This is a genomic window from Flavobacterium sp. (assembly GCF_044368625.1).
Lineage (GTDB): Bacteria > Bacteroidota > Bacteroidia > Flavobacteriales > Flavobacteriaceae > Flavobacterium.
Genome location: NZ_JBIPPD010000003.1, coordinates 26,777 through 47,310 on the forward strand (window position 1 = coordinate 26,777; position 20,534 = coordinate 47,310).

A 20,534-nucleotide genomic window follows, 5' to 3' on the forward strand; every position below is an offset into this window, starting at 1 on the left:
TGTTGTAAATAAAAGACAAATATAATGAATTTTTCTACAACATCTGCAGCAACTCCAACGCCCGTCTCACAGATTTTACATTGTCAAAAGTCAATAACAACTTCAATCCTTTTGGCGTTTCTTTTTCTTTGATCCGAGCTATTTTTGGGTTGGTTTGAACAAATTGTAACACCTTTGTAAATTGACTCGATTGGTAATAAGCCGATTGATGGTCGGAAACAAAATAGGCAATCATTTTACCTTGCTTCATTACTAATTTTTCGATGCCAAACTGCGTTGCAATCCACTTGATTTTAAGACTACTCATCAACGAAAGTGCCTGTTTCGGCAATGGACCAAATCGGTCTACCAGCTTGATCTCGAAAGCCAATAATTCGTCCTCGTTTTTAATCAAACTCAACTCGTTGTACAAATTCAATCGCTCAGAAATGTTGTTGATGTAGTCGTCCGGAAACAACAATTCAAAATCAGTGTCAATTTGTATGTCTTTCACAAACGGTTTTGGAGGAGCGTTTTCATCTTCGGGATACAAGTCCTTAAACTCATTTTCTTTCAATTCTTCGATGGCTTCGTTCATGATTTTTTGGTAGGTTTCAAAACCAATTTCATTAATAAAACCACTTTGTTCTCCGCCCAATAAATCGCCAGCTCCTCGAATTTCTAAATCTTTCATCGCGATATTAAATCCGCTTCCCAATTCGCTAAATTGCTCCAAAGCTTGAATTCGTTTTCGGGCTTCATCGGTCATTGCAGAATAAGGCGGACAAATAAAATAGCAAAACGCTTTTTTGTTACTTCGACCTACACGACCCCGCATTTGGTGCAAATCAGAAAGTCCAAAATTATTCGCATTGTTGATGAAAATGGTATTCGCATTAGGGACGTCCAAGCCACTTTCGATAATAGTCGTAGCGACCAAAACGTCAAAATCGCCGTTCATGAAAACCAACATCAATTCTTCGAGTTTCTTGCCGTCCATCTGTCCGTGACCAATTCCCACACGTGCTCCGGGAACCAATCGCTGGATCATTCCCGCGACTTCTTTGATGTTTTCAATCCGATTGTTTACAAAATAAACTTGTCCGTTTCGTTGAATTTCGTAGGAGACTGCATCCCGAATCAGTTCTTCAGAAAATCCCACCACATTGGTTTCAATCGGATAGCGATTGGGCGGAGGAGTGGTAATTACGGATAAATCACGAGCTGCCATCAATGAAAATTGTAAGGTTCTCGGAATGGGCGTTGCCGTTAAAGTGAGTGTGTCAATATTGGCCGAAATGGTTTTGAGTTTGTCTTTTACGTTTACGCCAAATTTCTGTTCCTCATCTACAATTAGCAAACCGAGATTTTTAAAAGCCACGTTTTTATTCACCAATTGATGGGTTCCAATAACGATATCCAATCTTCCTTCGGTTAAATCTTTAAGCGTTTGTGCTTTTTCTTTTGCAGTTCTGAACCGGTTGAGGTAACCTACCGTCACAGGCATGTCTTTCAATCGTTCCGAAAAAGTGCGGAAATGTTGGTACGCCAAAATTGTAGTTGGAACCAAAACAGCGACTTGTTTTCCATTATCGACCGCTTTAAACGCCGCGCGAATCGCCACTTCTGTTTTTCCAAAACCCACATCGCCACAAACCAGACGGTCCATCGGGCGGTCGCTTTCCATATCATTTTTTACATCTTGAGTGGCTTTTCCTTGGTCGGGCGTGTCTTCGTACATGAACGAACTTTCAAGTTCCATCTGTAAATAACTGTCCGGATTGTATTGAAATCCTTTTTCCAAGCGGCGTTTGGCATACAATTGAATCAAATTGAATGCAATATGTTTGACCCGAGCTTTGGTTTTTTGTTTTAAAACCTTCCAAGCATTCGAACCTAATTTGTAAATTTTGGGTGGCGTTCCGTCTTTTCCGTTGAATTTAGAAATCTTGTGCAACGAATGAATACTGACGTAAACAATGTCGTTATCAGCATACACCAATTTAATGGCTTCTTGTGTTTTGCCTTCGACTTGAATTTTTTGCAATCCACCAAATTTTCCAATTCCGTGATCGATGTGGGTTACATAATCGCCCACCGACAAGGTATTGAGTTCTTTTAATGTAATGGTTTGCTTTTTGGCATAGCCATTTTTGATGTGAAATTTATGGTAACGTTCGAAAATCTGGTGATCGGTATAACAGGCAATTTGCAACTCTTCGTCGATAAAGCCTTCGTACAACGGGAAAACAATGTTGTCATAACTTTGCGTTGCGTCTTTAAATTCATCTTCATTTAAAGCTGCAAAAATATCTTGAAAGCGATTGGCTTGTTGCAAATTAGAACTTAAAAGATAATTTTTTATACCGTTTGAATGATTTTCGTTGAGGTTATTATAAAGCAAATCAAATTGTTTATTGAACGACGGTTGCGGTTGGATGTGAAATTCAAAGGTTTTTTGTGTTCTAAAAATCGCTTTGTTTCCCAATTCCACCATTGTAAAATCCAGCGCTTTTTTAATAAAAGAAGCTTGGTTTAAATACAGGTCTTCGGGTTGAGCATGCTTAATTTCTTTTGAAAGTTTTTCGAATGCCACGCCTGCTTTTTCAAAAAATTTATCCAGTTTGCTAAACAAACCTTCCGTATTATGAATAAAAATGGTGGTTTTTGGGTTGATATAATCCAAAAAACTTTCCCTGTTTTCGGCAAAAAATTTATTTTCAACATTGGGAATGATGTTGATTTTCTTTTGTTTTTCGACCGAAAGTTGGGTTTCCACATCAAAACTTCGAATGCTTTCGACTTCGTTACCAAAAAATTCTATTCGATACGGATAATCATTTGAAAAAGAAAAAACATCTATAATTCCGCCACGAACCGAAAATTCTCCGGGTTCGGTAATAAAGTCTACCCGCTTAAATTCGTACTCGAACAAAACTTCGTTGATAAAATCAATCGAAATTTGGTCGCCTACGGATACTTTCAACGTGTTTTTGTCCAGTTCTTTTTTGGTAACCACTTTTTCAAAAAGTGCTTCAGGATAGGTAACTATTAAAGCGGGTTTTTTGCGGGAATTGATTCGGTTTAAAACTTCCGCTCGAAGCAAAATATTGGCATTATCGGTATCTTCAATTTGATACGGATTTCGGTAGGAACCTGGATAAAAAAGTACGTCCTGGTCGTTGATGAGTTGCTCTAAATCATTAAGATAATAAGCCGAAGCTTCTTTGTCGTCCAAAATCAACAGCATAGGCTGTTCGGTTTTAGAAAAAAGGGCTTGCGTGACAAAGGACAACGACGAGCCCACCAATCCCTTGATATGGATTTTTGTTTCGGCAACGTTAAGGGCTTGTGCAATCTGATTGATTTTGGCCGACTTTTCGTAGCGGTTTTGTACGGAACTTATTTTCTTACTCAATTGACAGGTAATATAGGTTTGGACGAAGGAATGGCTCGTGAGGTATCCAGCATTTTGATCATATCGGATTCTCCTTGTTCTAATGGAATTTTTTCTTTTCGCAAAATTTCTTGAAACTGTGCTTCTAAAGATTGCATACCTTTATTGATGTTTGGAATAATTCCGACCACTTTTTCTGCCGGAATTTTGTCTAAGTTGATGTATAAATCCAACGAGTGTACTTGCGAAACAATAATTGAAATTCTACTTTTTACTTGCGGATTGTTGAATTTCTCAGGAACATTATTATTCAATGCCTCTGCTTTTTTTGAAAGAGCAATTGCTTTTTTGCGAAAAGCATTAATGGACGATTTTGGTTTTTGCGACAGTTCGCGAGAAAAATCATTCCATTCGTTCCAATTTTTTAAAATACTTCGTACCTCTTCACTACCGGAAAAGGCATTAAAATTCCAACTTTTATTGATTTTTTCAAATAAGACCTCGGATTTTTCGACGTTTTTCAGCCGTTCTTTTTCCCGAATGGCATCTTCGTCTTGACAAGATAACAAGACCGTTAGCGGTACTAAAAAAAGTAAAAACTTGAATTTCATTCGAAAAAATTTAGAATACAAAGTTAAATAGGATATATTAATTAGTAGTTATGAATTGTGAATTATTAACTATTTACAGTTTCTGTTTTTTGTGTACGAAAACGTTATATTTGTTGCGAAAAAATAACACACCTGCTATATGTCAACTAAAATATTAATTATTGGAGCTTGTGGCCAAATTGGAACGGAACTTACCCAAAAACTCCGTCAGGAATATGGAACTGAGAATGTCATTGCTTCGGATATTCGAAAATTAAACATCGACGTTGTGAATTCGGGACCATTTGAAGTGATAAATGCTTTGGATTACAATCAAATTGAACATTTAATCGAGGTGCATCAGATTGATGAGGTATATTTGATGGCGGCTTTACTTTCGGCAACTGCTGAGAAAAATCCGGCATTTGCTTGGGATTTGAACATGAACAGCTTGTTTCACGTGCTAAATTTGGCGAAAGCCGGAAAAATAAAAAAAATCTTTTGGCCTTCGAGTATAGCTGTTTTTGGACCTACAACACCAAAAGAACAAACGCCCCAATATACCATTATGGAACCTTCAACGGTGTATGGCATTAGCAAACAATCGGGCGAAAGATGGTGCGAATACTACCACAATATTTACGGTGTTGATGTGAGAAGTATTCGTTATCCTGGTTTGATCAGTTGGTCGTCGCCTCCAGGTGGTGGAACAACGGATTATGCAGTGGATATTTATTACAAAGCGTTGAGTGATAAAAAATACGAATGTTTTTTATCAGAAGAAACAAAAATGCCGATGATGTATATGGATGATGCGATAAAAGCTACCATTCAAATTATGCAGGCGCCAAAGGAGGAAATTAAAATCAGGTCTTCTTATAATTTAGCTGCGATGAGTTTTACGCCAAAAGTAATTGCTGATGAAATTAAAAAGCACATTCCAGAATTTGAAATAACTTATAATCCTGATTTTAGACAAAAAATAGCCGACAGTTGGCCGGCAAGTATTGATGATAGTGCAGCACGGGCTGATTGGGGTTGGAACCATCAATTTAATTTAGAAAAAATGACGGTTGACATGCTCGAGCATCTTTCTAACAAATAAAAAAAATGCCATTCAAACTCAAATGAATGGCATTTATAAATTAAATCTGGATGGCTTTTTTTAAATATTATTGCGGATCTTGAACAATTGGAGCTCTTAACGATTCCAAAACAGCAACTACCTCACCGATGAGTGCTTGATCCGTTACACCATTTTTTCCTGCTGCAGCTCCCACGAAACCAATAAAACGGTCGTAATCAGCATCAGTAGATTTTGCACCCATTCTTGGGTTTTGAGCTGGATCATGAGCGGCAACCATTCCTAATCCGGAGTAAGTGTTTGTTGCTCCACCGCCTGTATTAGCAGCAAAGAAATCCGTTAGGTTTTTACTTAGAACGGCCACATTTGTTGCATTTGCAGGAGTTCCAAAAACCTCTCCGGCTAAAGGTGCAAAATGTGCTCCAAGATTTCCTTCATTTCCTGCTACAATATCTGCAACAATAAGTACCACTGTGGAATCCACAACAGATCGAAAACTCAAACGACCTTGCTCAATCATTTTAGAGGAATCGTTTGGATCAGTAACCATCGTTGTTCCACCCAATTTTTGGTAAAGGGTTTGTGGTTGTACTGGGGCTGCATCGTCATCCTTACACGATGTGAAGAACGCACTAGAACCAATAATCAGTGCACAAAGTGCGATTTTTGAAAACTTAGTCATAATAAAAGTATTTATAGTTAATTAAAAATTCGTTGGATTCCTCTTGAAAATTTGAAGCTGAAACTGTCTTCATCCATTACTGGACAAACAGAATTTGAGGCAAGTGCAGCGGGAACTAAATAACGTTCTGCTTTGTAATTTCCTTTGGCTATAAGTTGATTGTACACTTGTTCTGAATTTGCAATTTTGATGTCATGGTAATACACGACAACTTTTTTTTCAGCAAAAACGGCTGGGTTTTTTACTCCAGCAATACTTTTCATGTCACGATTTATTTGTTTTGCCATAACACTGTCAATGGGTTCTTTAAAATCAATCCGACTGATTTGTAATGTGGCATTGTCATATTCCACCGGTTTTGCGGTTGCAATATGAACCACTAATACTATAAATAGCACTAAAAAAATCCCTAAAATGCTGCCAAGAGCGATTTTTACGTTCTTATTTACTTTCATATGTAGATATTTATTGTTTTTTTATTGGTCTCCCGATAGCTATCGGGAGTAATTGCTTCGCCTATTCGTCACGATAATTATCGGGACTCGGGTCGCATATCTTCATTGGTGTTTGCGACCAATTTTAGGTCATGCTCATTTCATAATTTTATGTATTTTGTTTGTAAATTGGTTTTATAATCTGATATACGGTGTGTTTTACATCTTGGTTTTATAAAGTTTTCTAGAAATGTTATTTTTACAGTTATTTAGAAGAGTTTTAAATAATTTGCTGTACAAATCCAACTTTTAAAAATGTACATAAGTTAGTTGTCCCACAAGGCCTTTTTTGACCTTGTGGGTATTGCTTTAAAATCACAACTCCTGCAAGGTTTCTAAAACCTTGCAGGAGTTGTAGTGCCGATATGGATAGAAGTATATTACATCGCGATTCTTGAGATCATTCGTGCGTTTTATCAGAGGTTTTCCGACAATCGAAAACCTGAATAGTTACTAAAATTACTTTCGCAGTTGATTCATCAACTTGTCATCCGTAGTTTTTTTCAGCTCAATGACCTCTTTTGATAAATCATTTGGGATGGTCATGGATAATACATAATGTGTAATTTTCCACTTATTTTCCACTTTTGTTAAAACACCTGATCCGCGACAAACTTTCATTTGGGTTTCGAGAAGCTCGTCAAACCAAGCGGTTTTCTGATCGGCAGAGAAATAAATGTTACGTTGCAACGCTTTAAAACTCCACGCTTTTCCTTTGTCAAAATGCGGTTTGGCGTAGGCTTGAAATTCTTTTTTGTTCCAATTTTCACTTGCGTCTGTTCCTATAAAAATGGACTCGTCCGCCATTAAATCGAAATAGTTTTGATAGTTAGCAGTTGCTGCAGCTGCATGCCACGCGTCCATCACTTTATTGATTTCCAATTCGGCGGCAGCTTTTTTTTGAGCTGGACTCGAAAAGGTGGTCAATACAATTAGTACTAAAAAGTAGGGAGGCTTCATATATTTCAGAAAATTAGAAATGGTTCTGTAAATGTAGTAATTTTACATAGCAAAAGAAAAGCGAAAAGATGAAGCGAAAATATATAATCATTGGTGTTGCCGTATTTGTTGTACTAACTTTGTTGGTTGCTTTACAATGCAAAGCAAAGCGAATGCCTGTTGTGGTTGACCTCGAACTGAAATTGGACCAACCCGATCCTGCCTTAAAACCATTTGACAGTACATTGGTGGCTCCTTTTTTTGAAAAACATAAAGAACTCAATGATTATAAAGAGGATGTGATGTTGGTGTATCGCAACCATAAATTCAATTATTTGTGGCACGATAGCAAAGGCCGAAAAGAAACTGCTGAGGTTTTGTACAGTCGAATCAACTCTATTTCGGCGGAGGGAATTTTTCAAGAAGTACCCTATAAACTCGAATTTGACGCACTTTTAGCTGAAAGTTTAGCAACAGATTTAACCAAGGAATTGATGCTTACCTCGCTTTATTTTTTTTATACGGATAAAGTTTTAGCCGGAATTGACCAAAAGAAGCGGGAAGAAATGGGTTGGTTTTTAGAACGCGAATCGAGTTCGTATGTCAGTTATTTGGATACGCTTTTGGCCAATCCGGGACTGGTAAACATAGAAACGCAGTTAAACAAACAATATTATTTACTAAAAAATGCGTTGAAAAAATACCAAGATATTGCTGGTCTTGGAGGATGGGATTCAATTCCACTACCCGAAAACTTTAAGAGTTTGAAACCAAGAGACAGTTCGGAGTTGATTCTAGCGATTCGAAAACGGCTTTTTATAACAGGTGATTTGAAGGAAGATTCGGGCAGCTCTGTTTTTGACGAAAGTCTGAGTAAGGGAATTTCTGTCTTTCAACAACGACATGGTTTTATTGTGGATCAAGCCATTGGCAAAAAAACCATTGGTGCGATGAATGTTTCGGTCGCCGATCGGATTAAAACAATAATGATCAATATGGAACGATGCCGTTGGATTTCGCCAAATGTTTCTAAGGAAAAAGAGTACATTGTAGTAAATATTCCTGCCTACAAACTTACATATATTAAAAACGATTCGATTGCCTTACAATCCGATGTTGTGGTGGGAACCACGATAAACCAAACGGTTATTTTTAGCGGTAAAATGAAGTACATTGTGTTTAGTCCGTACTGGAATATTCCGCAAAGTATCATTAAAAAAGAGGTAATTCCAGGAATCCAAAAAAACAGCAATTATTTGGCAAATCACAATATGGAATGGAACAAAGGTCTTGTTCGGCAGAAACCCGGCGTTCGCAATTCTTTGGGTTTGGTAAAATTTTTATTCCCAAATAGCAACAATATTTATTTACACGATACGCCTTCCAAAAGTTTATTTCAACGAGAAAGCCGTGCCTTTAGTCACGGTTGTATCCGTGTGGCAAAACCGAAAGAATTGGCACAAGCAATTTTAGCAAACGATCCGAAATGGAATTCCGAGAAAATTGACTGGGCAATGAACAAAGGCTCAGAAACGTGGTACACGATTAAAAATGAAATTCCGGTTTACATTGGTTATTTTACCGCTTGGATGGATCGAAATGGGAATCTCAATTTTTATAACGATGTTTACAATCGCGACGGGCAATTGGTCAGTTTTTTGACTAAAAAGCAATAAATACCGTTGGCAGTTCCAATAAATAGAAAAGACATTCGAAAAGATAGCTGACTCCAAAAGTTAGATTCCGAGAAAAACGGTCGAGAAAAAAAGAAGAAAAAAGTCATTTAAATAAAGACGTTATTTTTGTTAGTGGCTTTTTTATTTTTAACAACATACAAGCCTAAAGAAATTCCGGCAATGAGTAACAACGTTATCGAAGCATTAATGGGTACACACGGGTCTTCTCCAGCGAGACATTCATTGATGCAATTTGTATATGCTTCACTTGGTTGTTGGCCTTCTTGTGGCTCCAATCCAACACAACAATCGCAAGGTGGTGCTGGTGGTCCTTGAGCAAATGCTGGAATTATGCAAAACAAGCTTAATAGTAAAACCAAAAAAAACTTCTTCATATCAATTTTCATAGACCGTAAAAATATAGAATTATAATCAATACCAAAAAAAATTCATTGTTAATTGTTGATTTCGTAATACTTATCTTTACTGATGCAAATTTTAAAAATAAGCTCTTAATTGGATACTTCCTGTATGAATTGCCGGACTGGTTTCGCTTTTTCGACCTTGGTAATTTAAGTTGATATCAAGAAATTGGGTCAAATTCTTCTGAATCAGTAAGCGCCAGGTCAAATTTTCGCCTACTTGCAAGCCTTCCAACATCTGAAAGGCCACAGGCGACAGTTCGTTTCCTTCAAATTTATTTTGGAACAACGAAATTTCGCCATTCATCGTAAACTGCTTTTTCCCCGAATAGGTAAACGAACTTCCAAACCGATTTTGCTCTAAGGAAGCGCGCGTTTCAAGGGTGTTGTTCTTACTCTGATATTCATAAAACACGTCCCAACTCGTGCTTTTTGAAAACAAATAAGTCAGTTTAGGGACAATTTGAAATCCGTCAATTTCATAATTCTTAGCGGCAAAACTCTCGGAAGCCAACGATGTTGCAATTGTTTTTCCAGCCAAATTTAGAAGCCAGCTTTTTCCGTACAAATGCAAATACTGCAACTGATGCGAGTTGTTTTTATTTTCTTGAGAACCTACGGATAACAAATTTTTAATACGGCTGTTTAAATAAGTATAGGTAACCGAATGTTTCTGTTTGCCGCGGTTGTAAAACAAACTGTTTCGAAAATTGGTATTCAGTCCCAACAAATTTTCATCGCTCGACGAAAACGGATTTAAGTCGAAATTGCCACCGCTCCGCCGAATTTTTCGTTCGGTTAAATAGGAAGTTTGGTTGTAAAAATAGGACAATATTTTTTTCAAACCCGAATCTTTTTGCCACGACACTGGGTTTAAAGTGATGGATTGCGAAAACCTATTTTGGTGTGTTCGCTCAAAAACCTGATTGGGCAAAAACACCCTAAGAAACTTGGCCTGATCGGGAAAAGGCGCCACTTCAAATTCTTCTAAATCCTGAATTCCGTTTAAATTATAGTCGTTCCACATGTAAACGCCTTGCCCGGGTTCGACTTCTAAATAGGTAAATTCCTGTCGAGCAATCGATCCCGAAGTGTTTTCATAACTCGTCGAAAATTGAATGAGTTGGTCAAAAAAACGGGTGTTGTAAAGCAATCGTGAATTGAGCGAAGGTTCATTTTCTCTCGTGTTTTCTTCGAAAAAAAGAGTCCTGTAATTGATGTAAACGCCCAGGTCGGTTCGTTCGTTTTGCACTAATTTTGACTTCAAATAATACGAATGCGAGGTATTCACTTTTTGTAAAATTCCGTTTTGCAAACTGTCGTTCACCCGATTCAAATAACCCATTTCAGCATACACTTTTGTCGAATCGCCTCTTCCAACAAATGCACCATATTCTGTAAATCGTTGACTCAAAGCCGAAAGCAAGCCGGTGCTTTTTGTTTTTTCCTGATTGTCTTCGATTTGAAGCGAACTTCCTACCCAATTTTTATTCCAGTGGTATTTCGCTTTGCTGTTATTCCGGATAAATTGCGAAGAAGAAACACTCCCATCGCTTTTGAGAAAACTACTGTTGCTTTGAATTGTCCAATTTTTTAAATTGAAAAAGGCGTTAACAACGTGGCGGTTTCCGGCAAATGATTCGCTGAAATTCAAATGCTCAAATTGATACGTCAAAATTCCTTTTTGTGGCAGTTGGAAGGTCATTCCCGAAATCAGCAAACTTTGATTGCCAACCGGGTTGGTCAAGTTCCAATCCCGATCAAATTCGATGGTAAAAAGGCGTTCTATGGTGCGAAATTCATTTTGGATGAATTGATAATTCGAAAAAAAATCGATATTCCATTTTTTAGCATAAAGCCGTTGTTTCAAGTTGATTTTTCCGGCAAGTCCTTGATTATCATCGTCGTCAATAGATGAAAACAAATTCAAGTCGTTGTTGCTCAAGCCAAGTTCAAAGTCAATATTGGTTTTTTCGGAAGGATTAAATGTTCCCGTCACGGCCGCAATCTGAATTTTTGTAGGCGGAATCAACGGAACTATTGGGTCGTAATTCCCTCTTTTTTCGCCATTTTCAGGAGCAATATATTCGTAAATTTTTCCCACTGCAGCGGCGTTTTTCAAGATATAATTGCCTTGTAAGTTGCCCACCAAACTAAACCGCACATTGTACAATACGTCGTCGGGATTGTTGGATTGCACGAAAATTTCTACGCCGTTTTCAATAACTTTCTTGTATAAAATTTTATTTTCTGAAAAAGAATCAATGAAAGCCGATGGAGCATTCATCAACGCCCGATTGTCTCCGGCATTGGCCAAAATTTGTGTTTGCTCTTCGGAAATGGATTGTTGCAAAGGCTGATTTTTTACGTCGTTTTCCGAATACAAATAGCCGCCGATACTCCATTTGTCCGTTTCGTGGTTGGCTCCCGCATAGGTTACAAATCGAGTGTAATTGCGATCCGAATATTGGTATTCGATGTTGATTCGCATCTCTGAAGTAATCGGAAATAGCGATGTAAAAACAATTTCGCCCGCATTGTAATCAATCGTATAATCATTGTTTTCACCTCGTTTCAGCAACACGCCGTTGACGTAAACGCGTTCGGAACCTGAAATTACCAATACAAACAATTCATTATTGGGCCCTCGAAGTTTGTAAGGGCCTTGATTGCCTTCTTCGCCCACAAACGTACTTTTGGTATATTGTCCGCGAACTAAGGCTGCTGCTGCAAAAATATTGGTTTTGGCCGACTCGGTACCAAACTGAAATTGCGTCGAAATTCCTTGCACCTTTTTGTTGAAATTCAAAAATTTAGAAGTTCGGTTTTCCAAAAACAAATCGCCTGCTCGAACATTCCAATTGGTACTGAAGAGTTCGATAAATATTTGGTCAAATTCATCGAGTTTTTGCGAATAACCGCCTTCTTGCAACGGAATGTTACTGTCTTGAATAGAAGCCCGAAGACTCACTTTATCGGATATCTTTCCGGTAATTTGTAAATCTAGATTCGAATTTACAACCGCATTTTGATTATTTCCCACTGTAATTCCTCGCGTGATGCTTCCTGAAGTCGACAAGCCATCAAAAGGAACAAAGCTCTTTTTATCGGCTTGCTCCACTTTAAAAAGAGCGCCTTTTTCATTAGAAACCACTCTTTTTTTATCGTAAATGGAATATTCCTGCGTTAGAAATTTCGGAAGCGCAAAGTAGCGAATCGTCAGCGTATCGGGTGCGTTATAATTTGGCGCAAAAAGTAAAGCCGATTTCTGAAAATCAATTTTGTAAAAACTTGGGTCGACAACTTGATTATTGCGATCTAAAATTTTAAAAAAAGTAGGATTGATACTTACCGAATCGATTAAAATGGTGTCGCGCAAAACCACGGTTTTCTTTGTTTTGTACAGCGACTCAATTTCCTGGGCGTGTACTCCCGAAAACCAAATCATCATCAAACCAATCAATACCTTTTTAATCATACACTTTATAACGCTCAGACTTCAAAAGTAGTGTGTTTTAAATCAACTACCGCCGTCGTTACCCGTCAATTTCTTTCGTAACCATTTGCAGCGTTTCGCGGCTTATTTGCTTTAGCAAAACATTTTTATTTTTTTCGATGGCCGTTTTCGACTTTTCGTCAAAATGGCGAATGGTGTACAGCGAAACATTTTCGTTGTACGAAACTTTAAATTTCTTGGCCAAAATGGTTTTTAAAGCCTCAAAATTCTTGTATTTGTCTTCTATACAAACCGAAAAACTGATAGCCGAGTTTTGAATCAAACTTACTTTCATTTTAAACTCGTGGAGTAATTTAAAAATTTCGCTGATGTTTTCTTCCATAATAAAAGAAAAATCAATCGAAGAAAGAGACAATAATAATTGTTCCCGTTTGATGATAAAACACGGCAAGTGCGGCTCTAAATCTGCCCCTTTAGAAACTTTTGTTCCGGGTAAAATCGGGTTTATAAAAGATTTTACCAAAAGCGGAATTTCTTTTTTCTGCAAAGGTTGCAACGTTTTCGGGTGGATTACCGTTGCACCATAAAACGCTAATTCAATCGCTTCCCGATACGAAATTTGGTTGAGCAATGTAGCATTTTCAAAGAATCTGGGATCGGCATTCATCACTCCAGGAACGTCTTTCCAAATCGTTACACTCTCGGCATTGAGGCAATAGGCAAAAATAGCTGCCGAATAATCAGATCCTTCACGACCTAATGTAGTAGTAAAATTATTGTCATCAGCACCAATAAATCCTTGTGTGATGTTGAGTATGTTTTTTTTAATCCCTTTGGAAATATTTTTTTGAGTAACTTCCCAATTCACGCCTGCATCGCGGTAATTACTGTCGGTTTTGACAAAATTTCGCACATCGACCCAGTTGTTTGGAATGTTTTGATGAGCAAAATAGTGACTCAAAATCGTACTCGAAATGAGTTCGCCCATCGAAACTATTTGATCGTACACAAAGCTGTAATTGGGCGATTTATTATGACTCAAAAAATAATCCAACTCTCGGAAAAGTTTGTTTACACTCTCAAAAACAGGATGGCTTTCATCGTCAAATAAATCAATGATTATCTGATTATGGTATTTTTTAACTTCCTGAACAGAAGCTTGGAGGGTTTTTGCTTTGTCAAAATAGTTTTTAATAACGAGTTCCAGCGCGTTAGTCGTTTTTCCCATCGCCGAAACCACGATCAATACATCATCAAAACCTACTTTTTGCAAAACGGCATGCACGTTTCGAACGCCATCAGCATCTTTCACGGACGCTCCTCCAAATTTAAATACTCTCATCTTACAATTCAATTTATTTTATTTGCTACAACTTTTTTATTTGGGCGTGACCCCGATGAAAAATCGGGGTCGGGCTGTCCGTTCCCGCTTTTTTTGAGCCCGCCTTTCAGGTCGGTCTCAAAAAAGAGCTCCACTTTCATCCCTCACGCAAACCCATTCCTGCACTTCCCGAAACAATCAACTCAAACAGAACATACTTTTTTATTCCAAATTTAGCATTTCCTGTCTAAAAAAACATGCAATCCTTTTTCGTCCATTTGGGCAACGAGCCAATCGTTGAAAACCACGGCTCCTGTTTTTTCATAAAACGAAATTGCAGGTGTGTTCCAGTCTAAAACGTTCCATTCTACCCGACGAACATTTTGTTTTACCGCCTCTTCCATAACCGCTTGATACAATTGCATCCCAATCCCGGAGCCTCGATACGATTCAGAAACAATCAAATCTTCCAAATGAATTGTTTTTCCTTTCCAAGTCGAATAACGGTTGTAAAAAAACGCCATTCCACGGATTTTACCGTCCACTTCTGCCACTAAAATCCGAAATAAAGGATGCAAACCAAAACCGTCTCTTTCTAAATCAGCCACCGTAACTTGAACCGCATCGGGCTGTTTTTCAAAAACGGCCAATTCAAGTATTAATTCCAATACATGAGGAAGGTCTTCAACAACAGCATTTCTGATTTTCATAGAGGAAATTTTATGCAAATATACAAATCGTAAAAACTATCTAACAAAAAGCATTGTGTAATCACAAAAGGGCAATCAATTGTAGCAATAAAACAGTCAATGGCTCTTATCGACTAATTTGAAGATTATTTGTTATAAAGTTGGTAGAGGCGGGAAGTATTTGCTACAATAGGTCCATCAATTTAACAGGATTTGATCTCCCTTTTTTTTGTAAAATAAGTTCTTGAAATTCTGAAAGCAACTATCTTACAAAAAATGCTTTTTTTTGACAAAAAATACGATATTTGCACGGAACAACTACAACGATTTCGATATGGAAGAACGCAACAAGACTTTAGGGGAATTTATTATTGAAAAGCAGGAAGAATTCAAGTATTCGTCGGGAGAATTATCTCGAATTATCAACTCTATTCGATTGGCGGCCAAAGTTGTAAATTATAAAGTAAATAAAGCGGGCTTGGTGGATATTGTTGGTGCCGCTGGAGAACAAAACATTCAAGGAGAAGACCAGCAAAAGTTGGATGTGTATGCCAATGAGATTTTTATTCAAACGCTAATTAATCGTGAGATTGTTTGCGGCATTGCTTCGGAAGAAAATGATGATTTCATTACAGTGCAAGGCAATGATAACGGACATAACAATAAATATGTCGTGTTGATGGACCCTTTGGACGGTTCGTCCAACATCGATGTGAATGTGTCGGTAGGAACTATTTTTTCGGTTTATAGACGCGTAACGCCAATTGGAACACCGGTTACTATTGACGATTTTTTACAACCCGGAATCAATCAAGTAGCTGCAGGTTACGTAATTTATGGCACTTCCACAATGCTTGTCTATACCACAGGTCATGGGGTAAATGGTTTTACGTTGAATCCAGCCATTGGTACTTTTTATCTTTCGCACCCGAATATGAAATTTGCAAAAGACGGTCATATATATAGTATTAACGAAGGAAATTATACCCATTTTCCGCAAGGCGTAAAGGATTACATCAAATATTGCCAAACAGATGATGGCGATCGTCCGTACACATCCCGTTACATTGGAAGTCTCGTGTCGGATATTCACAGAAACATGATTAAAGGCGGAATTTACATTTATCCTACAAGTGCCAAAGCGCCAAAGGGAAAATTACGATTATTGTACGAATGCAATCCGATGGCGTTCATTGCCGAACAAGCCGGTGGAAAAGCATCCGATGGCGTAGATCGGATTATGGAAATTGTGCCTACTGAGTTGCACCAACGTGTTCCTTTTTTCTGTGGAAGTTACAATATGGTCGAAAAAGCAGAGGAATTCATGCTAAAGGCCAAATTGAGTAAGTATTAATACCAACCAACCATAAACCACTAAAAAACCCATTTAAAAATTTTTAAATGGGTTTTTTTATAAATTTATTTTCTCAAAAGCTGTTCTCTTAAAAATATAATTTCAGATTGTAATGCTTCTATTAGTATTGCATTAGTCTCTTTATTTTCTTGATGAAAGTTTTCAATTTGTTGAAGATAACCCGTCGCATGGTCTTTAATGGTTTGATGCAACTCAATTTTAGACTTTATATCTAATAACGTAGCAGTATCAACTTCCAAAATTTGTGCAATTTTTAATAATTTTTCAACTGTCAGTTTCGTCTGATTGAACTCAATTTTTCTATAAGCAGCTACAGAAATATTTAATTCTGACACCATAACTTCATTTGTAAATCCCTTTTTATTACGAAATTCTTTTATATTTGTAAGGATTTTATCAACCATAATTAACGTTTTATTGCAAAAGTAATAAATTTGGCATTAAAAGTAATTATTTTGTTAAAAAAGTATTTTTTTATAATAATCAATCGGCCTAGCTTTGGGTTATAATCAGCAGATGCATATGCTATTATAAACAATGTATAATTTAAAACTTATTTATTATGAAAAATTTATTTTTTAGTGCAATCGCAATGATTGCTTTTAGTGCAACATCATTTGCACAGTGTGATGAACAATCTACTTTACTGACCACCGAATGTGGACAGACTTGTGTATCTGTTATGATACCGACGACAGGAATTCTTGAAGTTGACATTAGGAATATGATTAGTAGTAATAATACTATGAGGAGAAAACCCTCTTTAAGAGAACTCGTATCAATTTCACAAGCCATATGTTAAAGATTTATGAAAAAGATAGTATTATTTTTAGTAATCACAGTTGGATTCTCAAGCTTTTCTCAAGAAAAGACTAAAAAAAATGCAGATTTTTGGATGTCCTATCAAATGGACTACAAAAAGTTTGTATCTTCGGAAACAACACATACGGTTAATACTATTTTGATTATTAACAATCAAGGTTCATTATTTACTTTTGAACCAATGATGAACCTTGATAAAATTCAGCAAGAAAGAGCACTTACCGAGGCGGACGTTCTACTAAACATATCACCTTTTGATTGTCTCATAAAGATTAATGGTAATATTACTGAACATTATGAAGCGATTGGTAGTGATTCTTATAAATTTGAGGAGAAACTTGATTATGATTGGAAATTAATCAATCAAGATACATTAATTAAAGGATATTCCTGCAAAAAAGCGGTTCTCAACCATTTTGGTAGAGAGTGGATTGCGTGGTACACTTCAAAAATACCAGTATCCGCTGGGCCGTACAAATTTAACGGACTCCCCGGATTAATACTGGATATTAGAGATACCGGAGGTTTTTTTAAGTTCTCTATAAATGAAATAAAAACAGGTACTTTTGCTATTAATCCAAAAACTGAAAATTATTTTATAAACGAAGAAGGTAAACCTTTTGAAACGATAAAACCCGATGCGTTTTATGAAACGAGGATAAAGTTTTATCAATTAAGTTTGAATGAAAAATTACAATATATGAATCGTGGAAGCGATGCTGTGCCTACAGGTTTTATAGTAACAGGAATAAATGGTGAAAAAGTAAGGACAAACGCCAAACCTAAAGATAAAAGTTTTATTGAACGTTATCAATACTAGTGAAAAAATTGCTACAAATTAACATATTATTTTTTTTGGCACTCTTTCTCGGAGTGCCTTTTTTTGCTTCGGCTCAGCAGTATGAAATTCAAGGATTGATTAGGGATTCAGAACAAAAATCAATATCAAATGCTGTAATTCTTGCTAGTGATACTGAAAATGAGGCAAATATTTTGGCCTATAAGAGTTCAGATAACAATGGCAATTATAAATTAATTTTTAAAAACGATCTCAAATTAGACAGCTTATGGTTGATAGTTCGGCATATTTCTTATGAAATTATTCGTGTAAAAGTACCTATGAAAAGTATCAGCAAAGACTTTAATCTTGATTTAAAAGTCGAACAGCTTGAACAAGTTTTTATTAAAAGTCAAAAAATAGTTAATGTAAAAGGCGACACTATAACCTATGATGTTCAGGGATTAAAATCCAAAAAAGACTATACCATAGAAGAGGTTATTAATAGGATACCCGGAGTAACAATTGCTGAAAATGGTCAGATAAAATATCTTGACAAACCAATAAGTCATTTGTACATCAATGGTTCTGACTTGCTCGAAGGTCGCTATAACATTGCAACAAGGGGAATACCGGCCGATGCTGTTGAAAAAATTGATGTAATGCAAAAGCATAATCACAATCGCATTGATATTGGAAGAACTGAAAGTGACAAAGTTGCATTTAACTTAAAAATAAAAAAAGATGCAGGTTTAATTTTTGGCAGCATGAAAGCAGATGCTGGTTTGCCTTTTCTAACTGGACAATTAGATGCAACGCCAATTTATATCAAAAACCAATTTCAAAATATTAACAGTTTTAAATTAAATAACAATGGAAAAACCCTTCGAGATATTGGTAATGATTTGACAACAGGGAATGTAAATTTCGCAAACCTACAATTGGAGAAAATACCAGTACTTAAAGAACCAAATATAAATGGTGTGGGTCTATCAAGTAAATATTGGCTTGACAATGATTCTTATACTATTACTGATGACGGTCTGCATAAAATAAGTGAAACAAATTTGATAAAATGGAATATCAATTATAACAATGAGCTTGGTGGCATTGAGTCCAAATCTACCACTGAGTTTCTAACTAACAACGCAACAAGCGCTATTGTAAATCAAACAAGAAATCAGTTGAGGACACAAAACTTTAATGCAGGTGTGACTCAAGAAATTAATAAACGCAACTTGTACTTAAGAAATAGTACCAATTTTAGTGGTTTTAAAAATGCTGGTATAGAAAATATCATACTCAACAATAACAAAATAGTATCCTTGTTTAACAAAAATGAGATTCACTTTAATAATGCGACAAATTTCAAAACGCTACTCGGTAATGACCGTATAATTCAGGGAGGAATAATTGCAGAATTAGAACAAAAGTCGGAAAACTTGAATGTTGTGCCTCCAGTTTTTCAAAACTTAACTGAAAACAACTCCAATAAAGATGCTACAATACAAGATGTTTATGTAAAAAGATTAAATATAGGAGGTTTTTCTGATTATGCTTTTAAGATTATGAAATCAGACTGGAATTTAAGGCAGAATATAAGTTACAATGATTTTAATTTTGAAAGTAGTTTAAATCAAGTGCCAGAATTGCAGCAACAAAATTTTCCCTTTTCAAGTAATTTTGATTTCAATAAAATAGCAACCAGCACAAATCTTAATTGTAAATTTATTTTCGGAAAAATAAAAATTTATGGAAGTTTGTCAGCAGATTTTGTTTCGATAAACACTAAAGAAAACAACGATTTAAGTTTGACTTTAAATGATTCTTTTTTCTTTATGCAACCCAATCTTACTGCAATCTATACTATCAACTCTAAACTGATTTTGGGCACTTCTTATGCTAATAACAATACTATTTCTAATTTTTCAGAACTTTATACTCCCATTCTATTAACGACTTACAATACGGTGGCTCAAAATCCCCTGTTTATCAACACTATCAAAACACAAACATTTGCGCCGTTTTTAACTTACAGCAATATATTAAAAAGTTTTTTTTTAAGTGTGAACGGTAATTTGAATAATGCAATTTCAGGAGTAACTTTTTCCAGTCAGTTAAACGATGAAGGTTTTATGATAACTGAAATAATCAAACAGCCCAACACGTTAAAAAACTATAGCCTTTCTACTAGTATCAAAAAAGGATTTTTAGGTTCTTTCAATTCAACATTAACCTATTCTTATTTTGCATCACTGAATGACTTATTTTTCAATAATCAATTTATCACTGCAATCAATCGCCGTCAAAGTCTAAGCTTAAAGTTAATCTGGGACAGTGGAAAGTGGTTTAGTGTGGAATATGATTGCAGACTAAACTTTGGATCATCAAAATTTGAAGATAATCAAATCAAAAATTCATTACTATTTCAAACCGCGTCAATAGATTTTTATACAACTAAATCTTCAAGATTAAATTTTGGAATAGAGTCGTCTCGAACTACTGTTTCAACCAATAATAACATTGCTGAAAATACTTTATTTAGTACTTCTTATTTTTATAAAGTATCAAAAAAAATAAATTTAAATGCATCTTTGCTCAACATTTTTGACACACCATTTTTTACAACCACAAATAGCATGTCTAATTTTGTAAATAGTAATCAATTCTCCTTGAGGACAAGACAGTTTACGTTAGGTTTTACTTATTCCCTTTAATCATATTAATGCATATCCGTTTTTAATCATACTCCTGTAATACTTGCTATCACTAGTCTATCGAAGATTTTCTCACCAAAATATCTGCGATTTAGCTTATAAACAAACTCGT

Annotated in this window: 16 protein-coding genes; 6 read left to right on the top strand and 10 right to left on the bottom strand. The window is 36.1% G+C overall.

Features of this window, described 5'->3' with window-relative positions; translation table 11 throughout:
- Window positions 1-34: 34 nt before the first annotated feature.
- On the bottom strand, window positions 35-3,337 hold the full coding sequence (gene mfd, locus ACIQ2X_RS00555; protein ID WP_396176937.1) for a transcription-repair coupling factor: 3,303 nt from the start codon (window positions 3,335-3,337) through the stop codon (window positions 35-37).
- A gap of 56 nt (window positions 3,338-3,393) precedes the next feature.
- A complete protein-coding gene (locus ACIQ2X_RS00560; protein ID WP_396176921.1) occupies window positions 3,394-3,987 on the bottom strand; it encodes a hypothetical protein in 594 nt (197 codons plus the stop codon).
- A gap of 139 nt (window positions 3,988-4,126) precedes the next feature.
- Between ACIQ2X_RS00560 and ACIQ2X_RS00565 the strand changes: the two genes are divergently transcribed.
- The gene (locus ACIQ2X_RS00565) at window positions 4,127-5,071 is read left to right on the top strand and encodes an L-threonine 3-dehydrogenase (protein WP_396176922.1); all 945 of its coding nucleotides are present in this window, start codon (window positions 4,127-4,129) and stop codon (window positions 5,069-5,071) included.
- Between the two features lie 67 nt (window positions 5,072-5,138).
- Here ACIQ2X_RS00565 and ACIQ2X_RS00570 read toward each other — a convergent pair whose 3' ends face one another.
- From ACIQ2X_RS00570 to ACIQ2X_RS00580, 3 genes are all read right to left on the bottom strand, one after another.
- A complete protein-coding gene (locus ACIQ2X_RS00570; protein WP_396176923.1) occupies window positions 5,139-5,732 on the bottom strand; it encodes a hypothetical protein in 594 nt (197 codons plus the stop codon).
- Between the two features lie 17 nt (window positions 5,733-5,749).
- Window positions 5,750-6,187, bottom strand: a complete 438-nt coding sequence (locus tag ACIQ2X_RS00575) for a hypothetical protein (protein WP_396176924.1) — start codon at window positions 6,185-6,187, stop codon at window positions 5,750-5,752.
- 498 nt (window positions 6,188-6,685) lie between these two features.
- Window positions 6,686-7,186 (bottom strand): nuclear transport factor 2 family protein, encoded by a 501-nt coding sequence (locus tag ACIQ2X_RS00580; protein WP_396176925.1) that lies wholly within the window; start codon window positions 7,184-7,186, stop codon window positions 6,686-6,688.
- 68 nt (window positions 7,187-7,254) lie between these two features.
- Between ACIQ2X_RS00580 and ACIQ2X_RS00585 the strand changes: the two genes are divergently transcribed.
- Window positions 7,255-8,841: a murein L,D-transpeptidase gene (locus ACIQ2X_RS00585; protein WP_396176926.1), complete on the top strand. Its 1,587-nt coding sequence runs from the start codon at window positions 7,255-7,257 to the stop codon at window positions 8,839-8,841.
- A gap of 107 nt (window positions 8,842-8,948) precedes the next feature.
- Here the strand turns inward: ACIQ2X_RS00585 and ACIQ2X_RS00590 are convergent, their stop codons facing one another.
- The 4 genes from ACIQ2X_RS00590 to ACIQ2X_RS00605 all read right to left on the bottom strand — a co-directional run bounded on the left by ACIQ2X_RS00590 (window position 8,949) and on the right by ACIQ2X_RS00605 (window position 14,751).
- Window positions 8,949-9,236, bottom strand: coding sequence for a hypothetical protein (locus ACIQ2X_RS00590; RefSeq protein WP_396176927.1), 288 nt, complete (start codon window positions 9,234-9,236; stop codon window positions 8,949-8,951).
- A 103-nt stretch (window positions 9,237-9,339) separates the two neighbouring features.
- Window positions 9,340-12,741, bottom strand: coding sequence for a hypothetical protein (locus ACIQ2X_RS00595; protein WP_396176928.1), 3,402 nt, complete (start codon window positions 12,739-12,741; stop codon window positions 9,340-9,342).
- Between the two features lie 58 nt (window positions 12,742-12,799).
- Window positions 12,800-14,062, bottom strand: a complete 1,263-nt coding sequence (locus ACIQ2X_RS00600) for an aspartate kinase (protein ID WP_396176929.1) — start codon at window positions 14,060-14,062, stop codon at window positions 12,800-12,802.
- 212 nt (window positions 14,063-14,274) lie between these two features.
- Window positions 14,275-14,751: a GNAT family N-acetyltransferase gene (locus ACIQ2X_RS00605; RefSeq protein WP_396176930.1), complete on the bottom strand. Its 477-nt coding sequence runs from the start codon at window positions 14,749-14,751 to the stop codon at window positions 14,275-14,277.
- Window positions 14,752-15,064: 313 nt separating this feature from the next.
- Here ACIQ2X_RS00605 and fbp point away from each other — a divergent pair, with 313 nt between their 5' ends.
- The gene (gene fbp / locus ACIQ2X_RS00610; RefSeq protein WP_396176938.1) at window positions 15,065-16,084 is read left to right on the top strand and encodes a class 1 fructose-bisphosphatase; all 1,020 of its coding nucleotides are present in this window, start codon (window positions 15,065-15,067) and stop codon (window positions 16,082-16,084) included.
- 65 nt (window positions 16,085-16,149) lie between these two features.
- Here fbp and ACIQ2X_RS00615 read toward each other — a convergent pair whose 3' ends face one another.
- Entirely contained in the window at window positions 16,150-16,509 is a 360-nt protein-coding gene (locus tag ACIQ2X_RS00615; protein WP_396176931.1) for a helix-turn-helix domain-containing protein, read from the bottom strand.
- Between the two features lie 158 nt (window positions 16,510-16,667).
- Between ACIQ2X_RS00615 and ACIQ2X_RS00620 the strand changes: the two genes are divergently transcribed.
- From ACIQ2X_RS00620 to ACIQ2X_RS00630, 3 genes are read left to right on the top strand one after another with little or no spacing between them, the layout of a single operon-like run.
- Window positions 16,668-16,907, top strand: coding sequence for a hypothetical protein (locus tag ACIQ2X_RS00620; protein ID WP_396176932.1), 240 nt, complete (start codon window positions 16,668-16,670; stop codon window positions 16,905-16,907).
- A gap of 6 nt (window positions 16,908-16,913) precedes the next feature.
- The gene (locus ACIQ2X_RS00625; protein WP_396176933.1) at window positions 16,914-17,747 is read left to right on the top strand and encodes a GLPGLI family protein; all 834 of its coding nucleotides are present in this window, start codon (window positions 16,914-16,916) and stop codon (window positions 17,745-17,747) included.
- Complete coding sequence (locus tag ACIQ2X_RS00630) at window positions 17,747-20,422, top strand: hypothetical protein (protein WP_396176934.1); 2,676 nt, start codon at window positions 17,747-17,749, stop codon at window positions 20,420-20,422. Before ACIQ2X_RS00625 ends, ACIQ2X_RS00630 begins: the two co-directional genes overlap by 1 nt.
- Window positions 20,423-20,534: the final 112 nt, after the last annotated feature.

What these genes read in the sequence shown, in the direction of transcription:
- ACIQ2X_RS00565 (WP_396176922.1), top strand. Translation starts at nt 4,127, where the DNA reads ATGTCAACTAAAATATTAATTATTGGAGCTTGTGGCCAAATTGGAACG.
- ACIQ2X_RS00575 (WP_396176924.1), bottom strand. Translation starts at nt 6,187, where the DNA reads ATGAAAGTAAATAAGAACGTAAAAATCGCTCTTGGCAGCATTTTAGGG.
- ACIQ2X_RS00595 (WP_396176928.1), bottom strand. Translation starts at nt 12,741, where the DNA reads ATGATTAAAAAGGTATTGATTGGTTTGATGATGATTTGGTTTTCGGGA.
- ACIQ2X_RS00560 (WP_396176921.1), bottom strand. Translation starts at nt 3,987, where the DNA reads ATGAAATTCAAGTTTTTACTTTTTTTAGTACCGCTAACGGTCTTGTTA.
- ACIQ2X_RS00580 (WP_396176925.1), bottom strand. Translation starts at nt 7,186, where the DNA reads ATGAAGCCTCCCTACTTTTTAGTACTAATTGTATTGACCACCTTTTCG.
- ACIQ2X_RS00625 (WP_396176933.1), top strand. Translation starts at nt 16,914, where the DNA reads ATGAAAAAGATAGTATTATTTTTAGTAATCACAGTTGGATTCTCAAGC.
- ACIQ2X_RS00600 (WP_396176929.1), bottom strand. Translation starts at nt 14,062, where the DNA reads ATGAGAGTATTTAAATTTGGAGGAGCGTCCGTGAAAGATGCTGATGGC.
- ACIQ2X_RS00605 (WP_396176930.1), bottom strand. Translation starts at nt 14,751, where the DNA reads ATGAAAATCAGAAATGCTGTTGTTGAAGACCTTCCTCATGTATTGGAA.
- ACIQ2X_RS00570 (WP_396176923.1), bottom strand. Translation starts at nt 5,732, where the DNA reads ATGACTAAGTTTTCAAAAATCGCACTTTGTGCACTGATTATTGGTTCT.
- ACIQ2X_RS00615 (WP_396176931.1), bottom strand. Translation starts at nt 16,509, where the DNA reads ATGGTTGATAAAATCCTTACAAATATAAAAGAATTTCGTAATAAAAAG.
- fbp (WP_396176938.1), top strand. Translation starts at nt 15,065, where the DNA reads ATGGAAGAACGCAACAAGACTTTAGGGGAATTTATTATTGAAAAGCAG.
- ACIQ2X_RS00620 (WP_396176932.1), top strand. Translation starts at nt 16,668, where the DNA reads ATGAAAAATTTATTTTTTAGTGCAATCGCAATGATTGCTTTTAGTGCA.
- ACIQ2X_RS00585 (WP_396176926.1), top strand. Translation starts at nt 7,255, where the DNA reads ATGAAGCGAAAATATATAATCATTGGTGTTGCCGTATTTGTTGTACTA.
- ACIQ2X_RS00590 (WP_396176927.1), bottom strand. Translation starts at nt 9,236, where the DNA reads ATGAAGAAGTTTTTTTTGGTTTTACTATTAAGCTTGTTTTGCATAATT.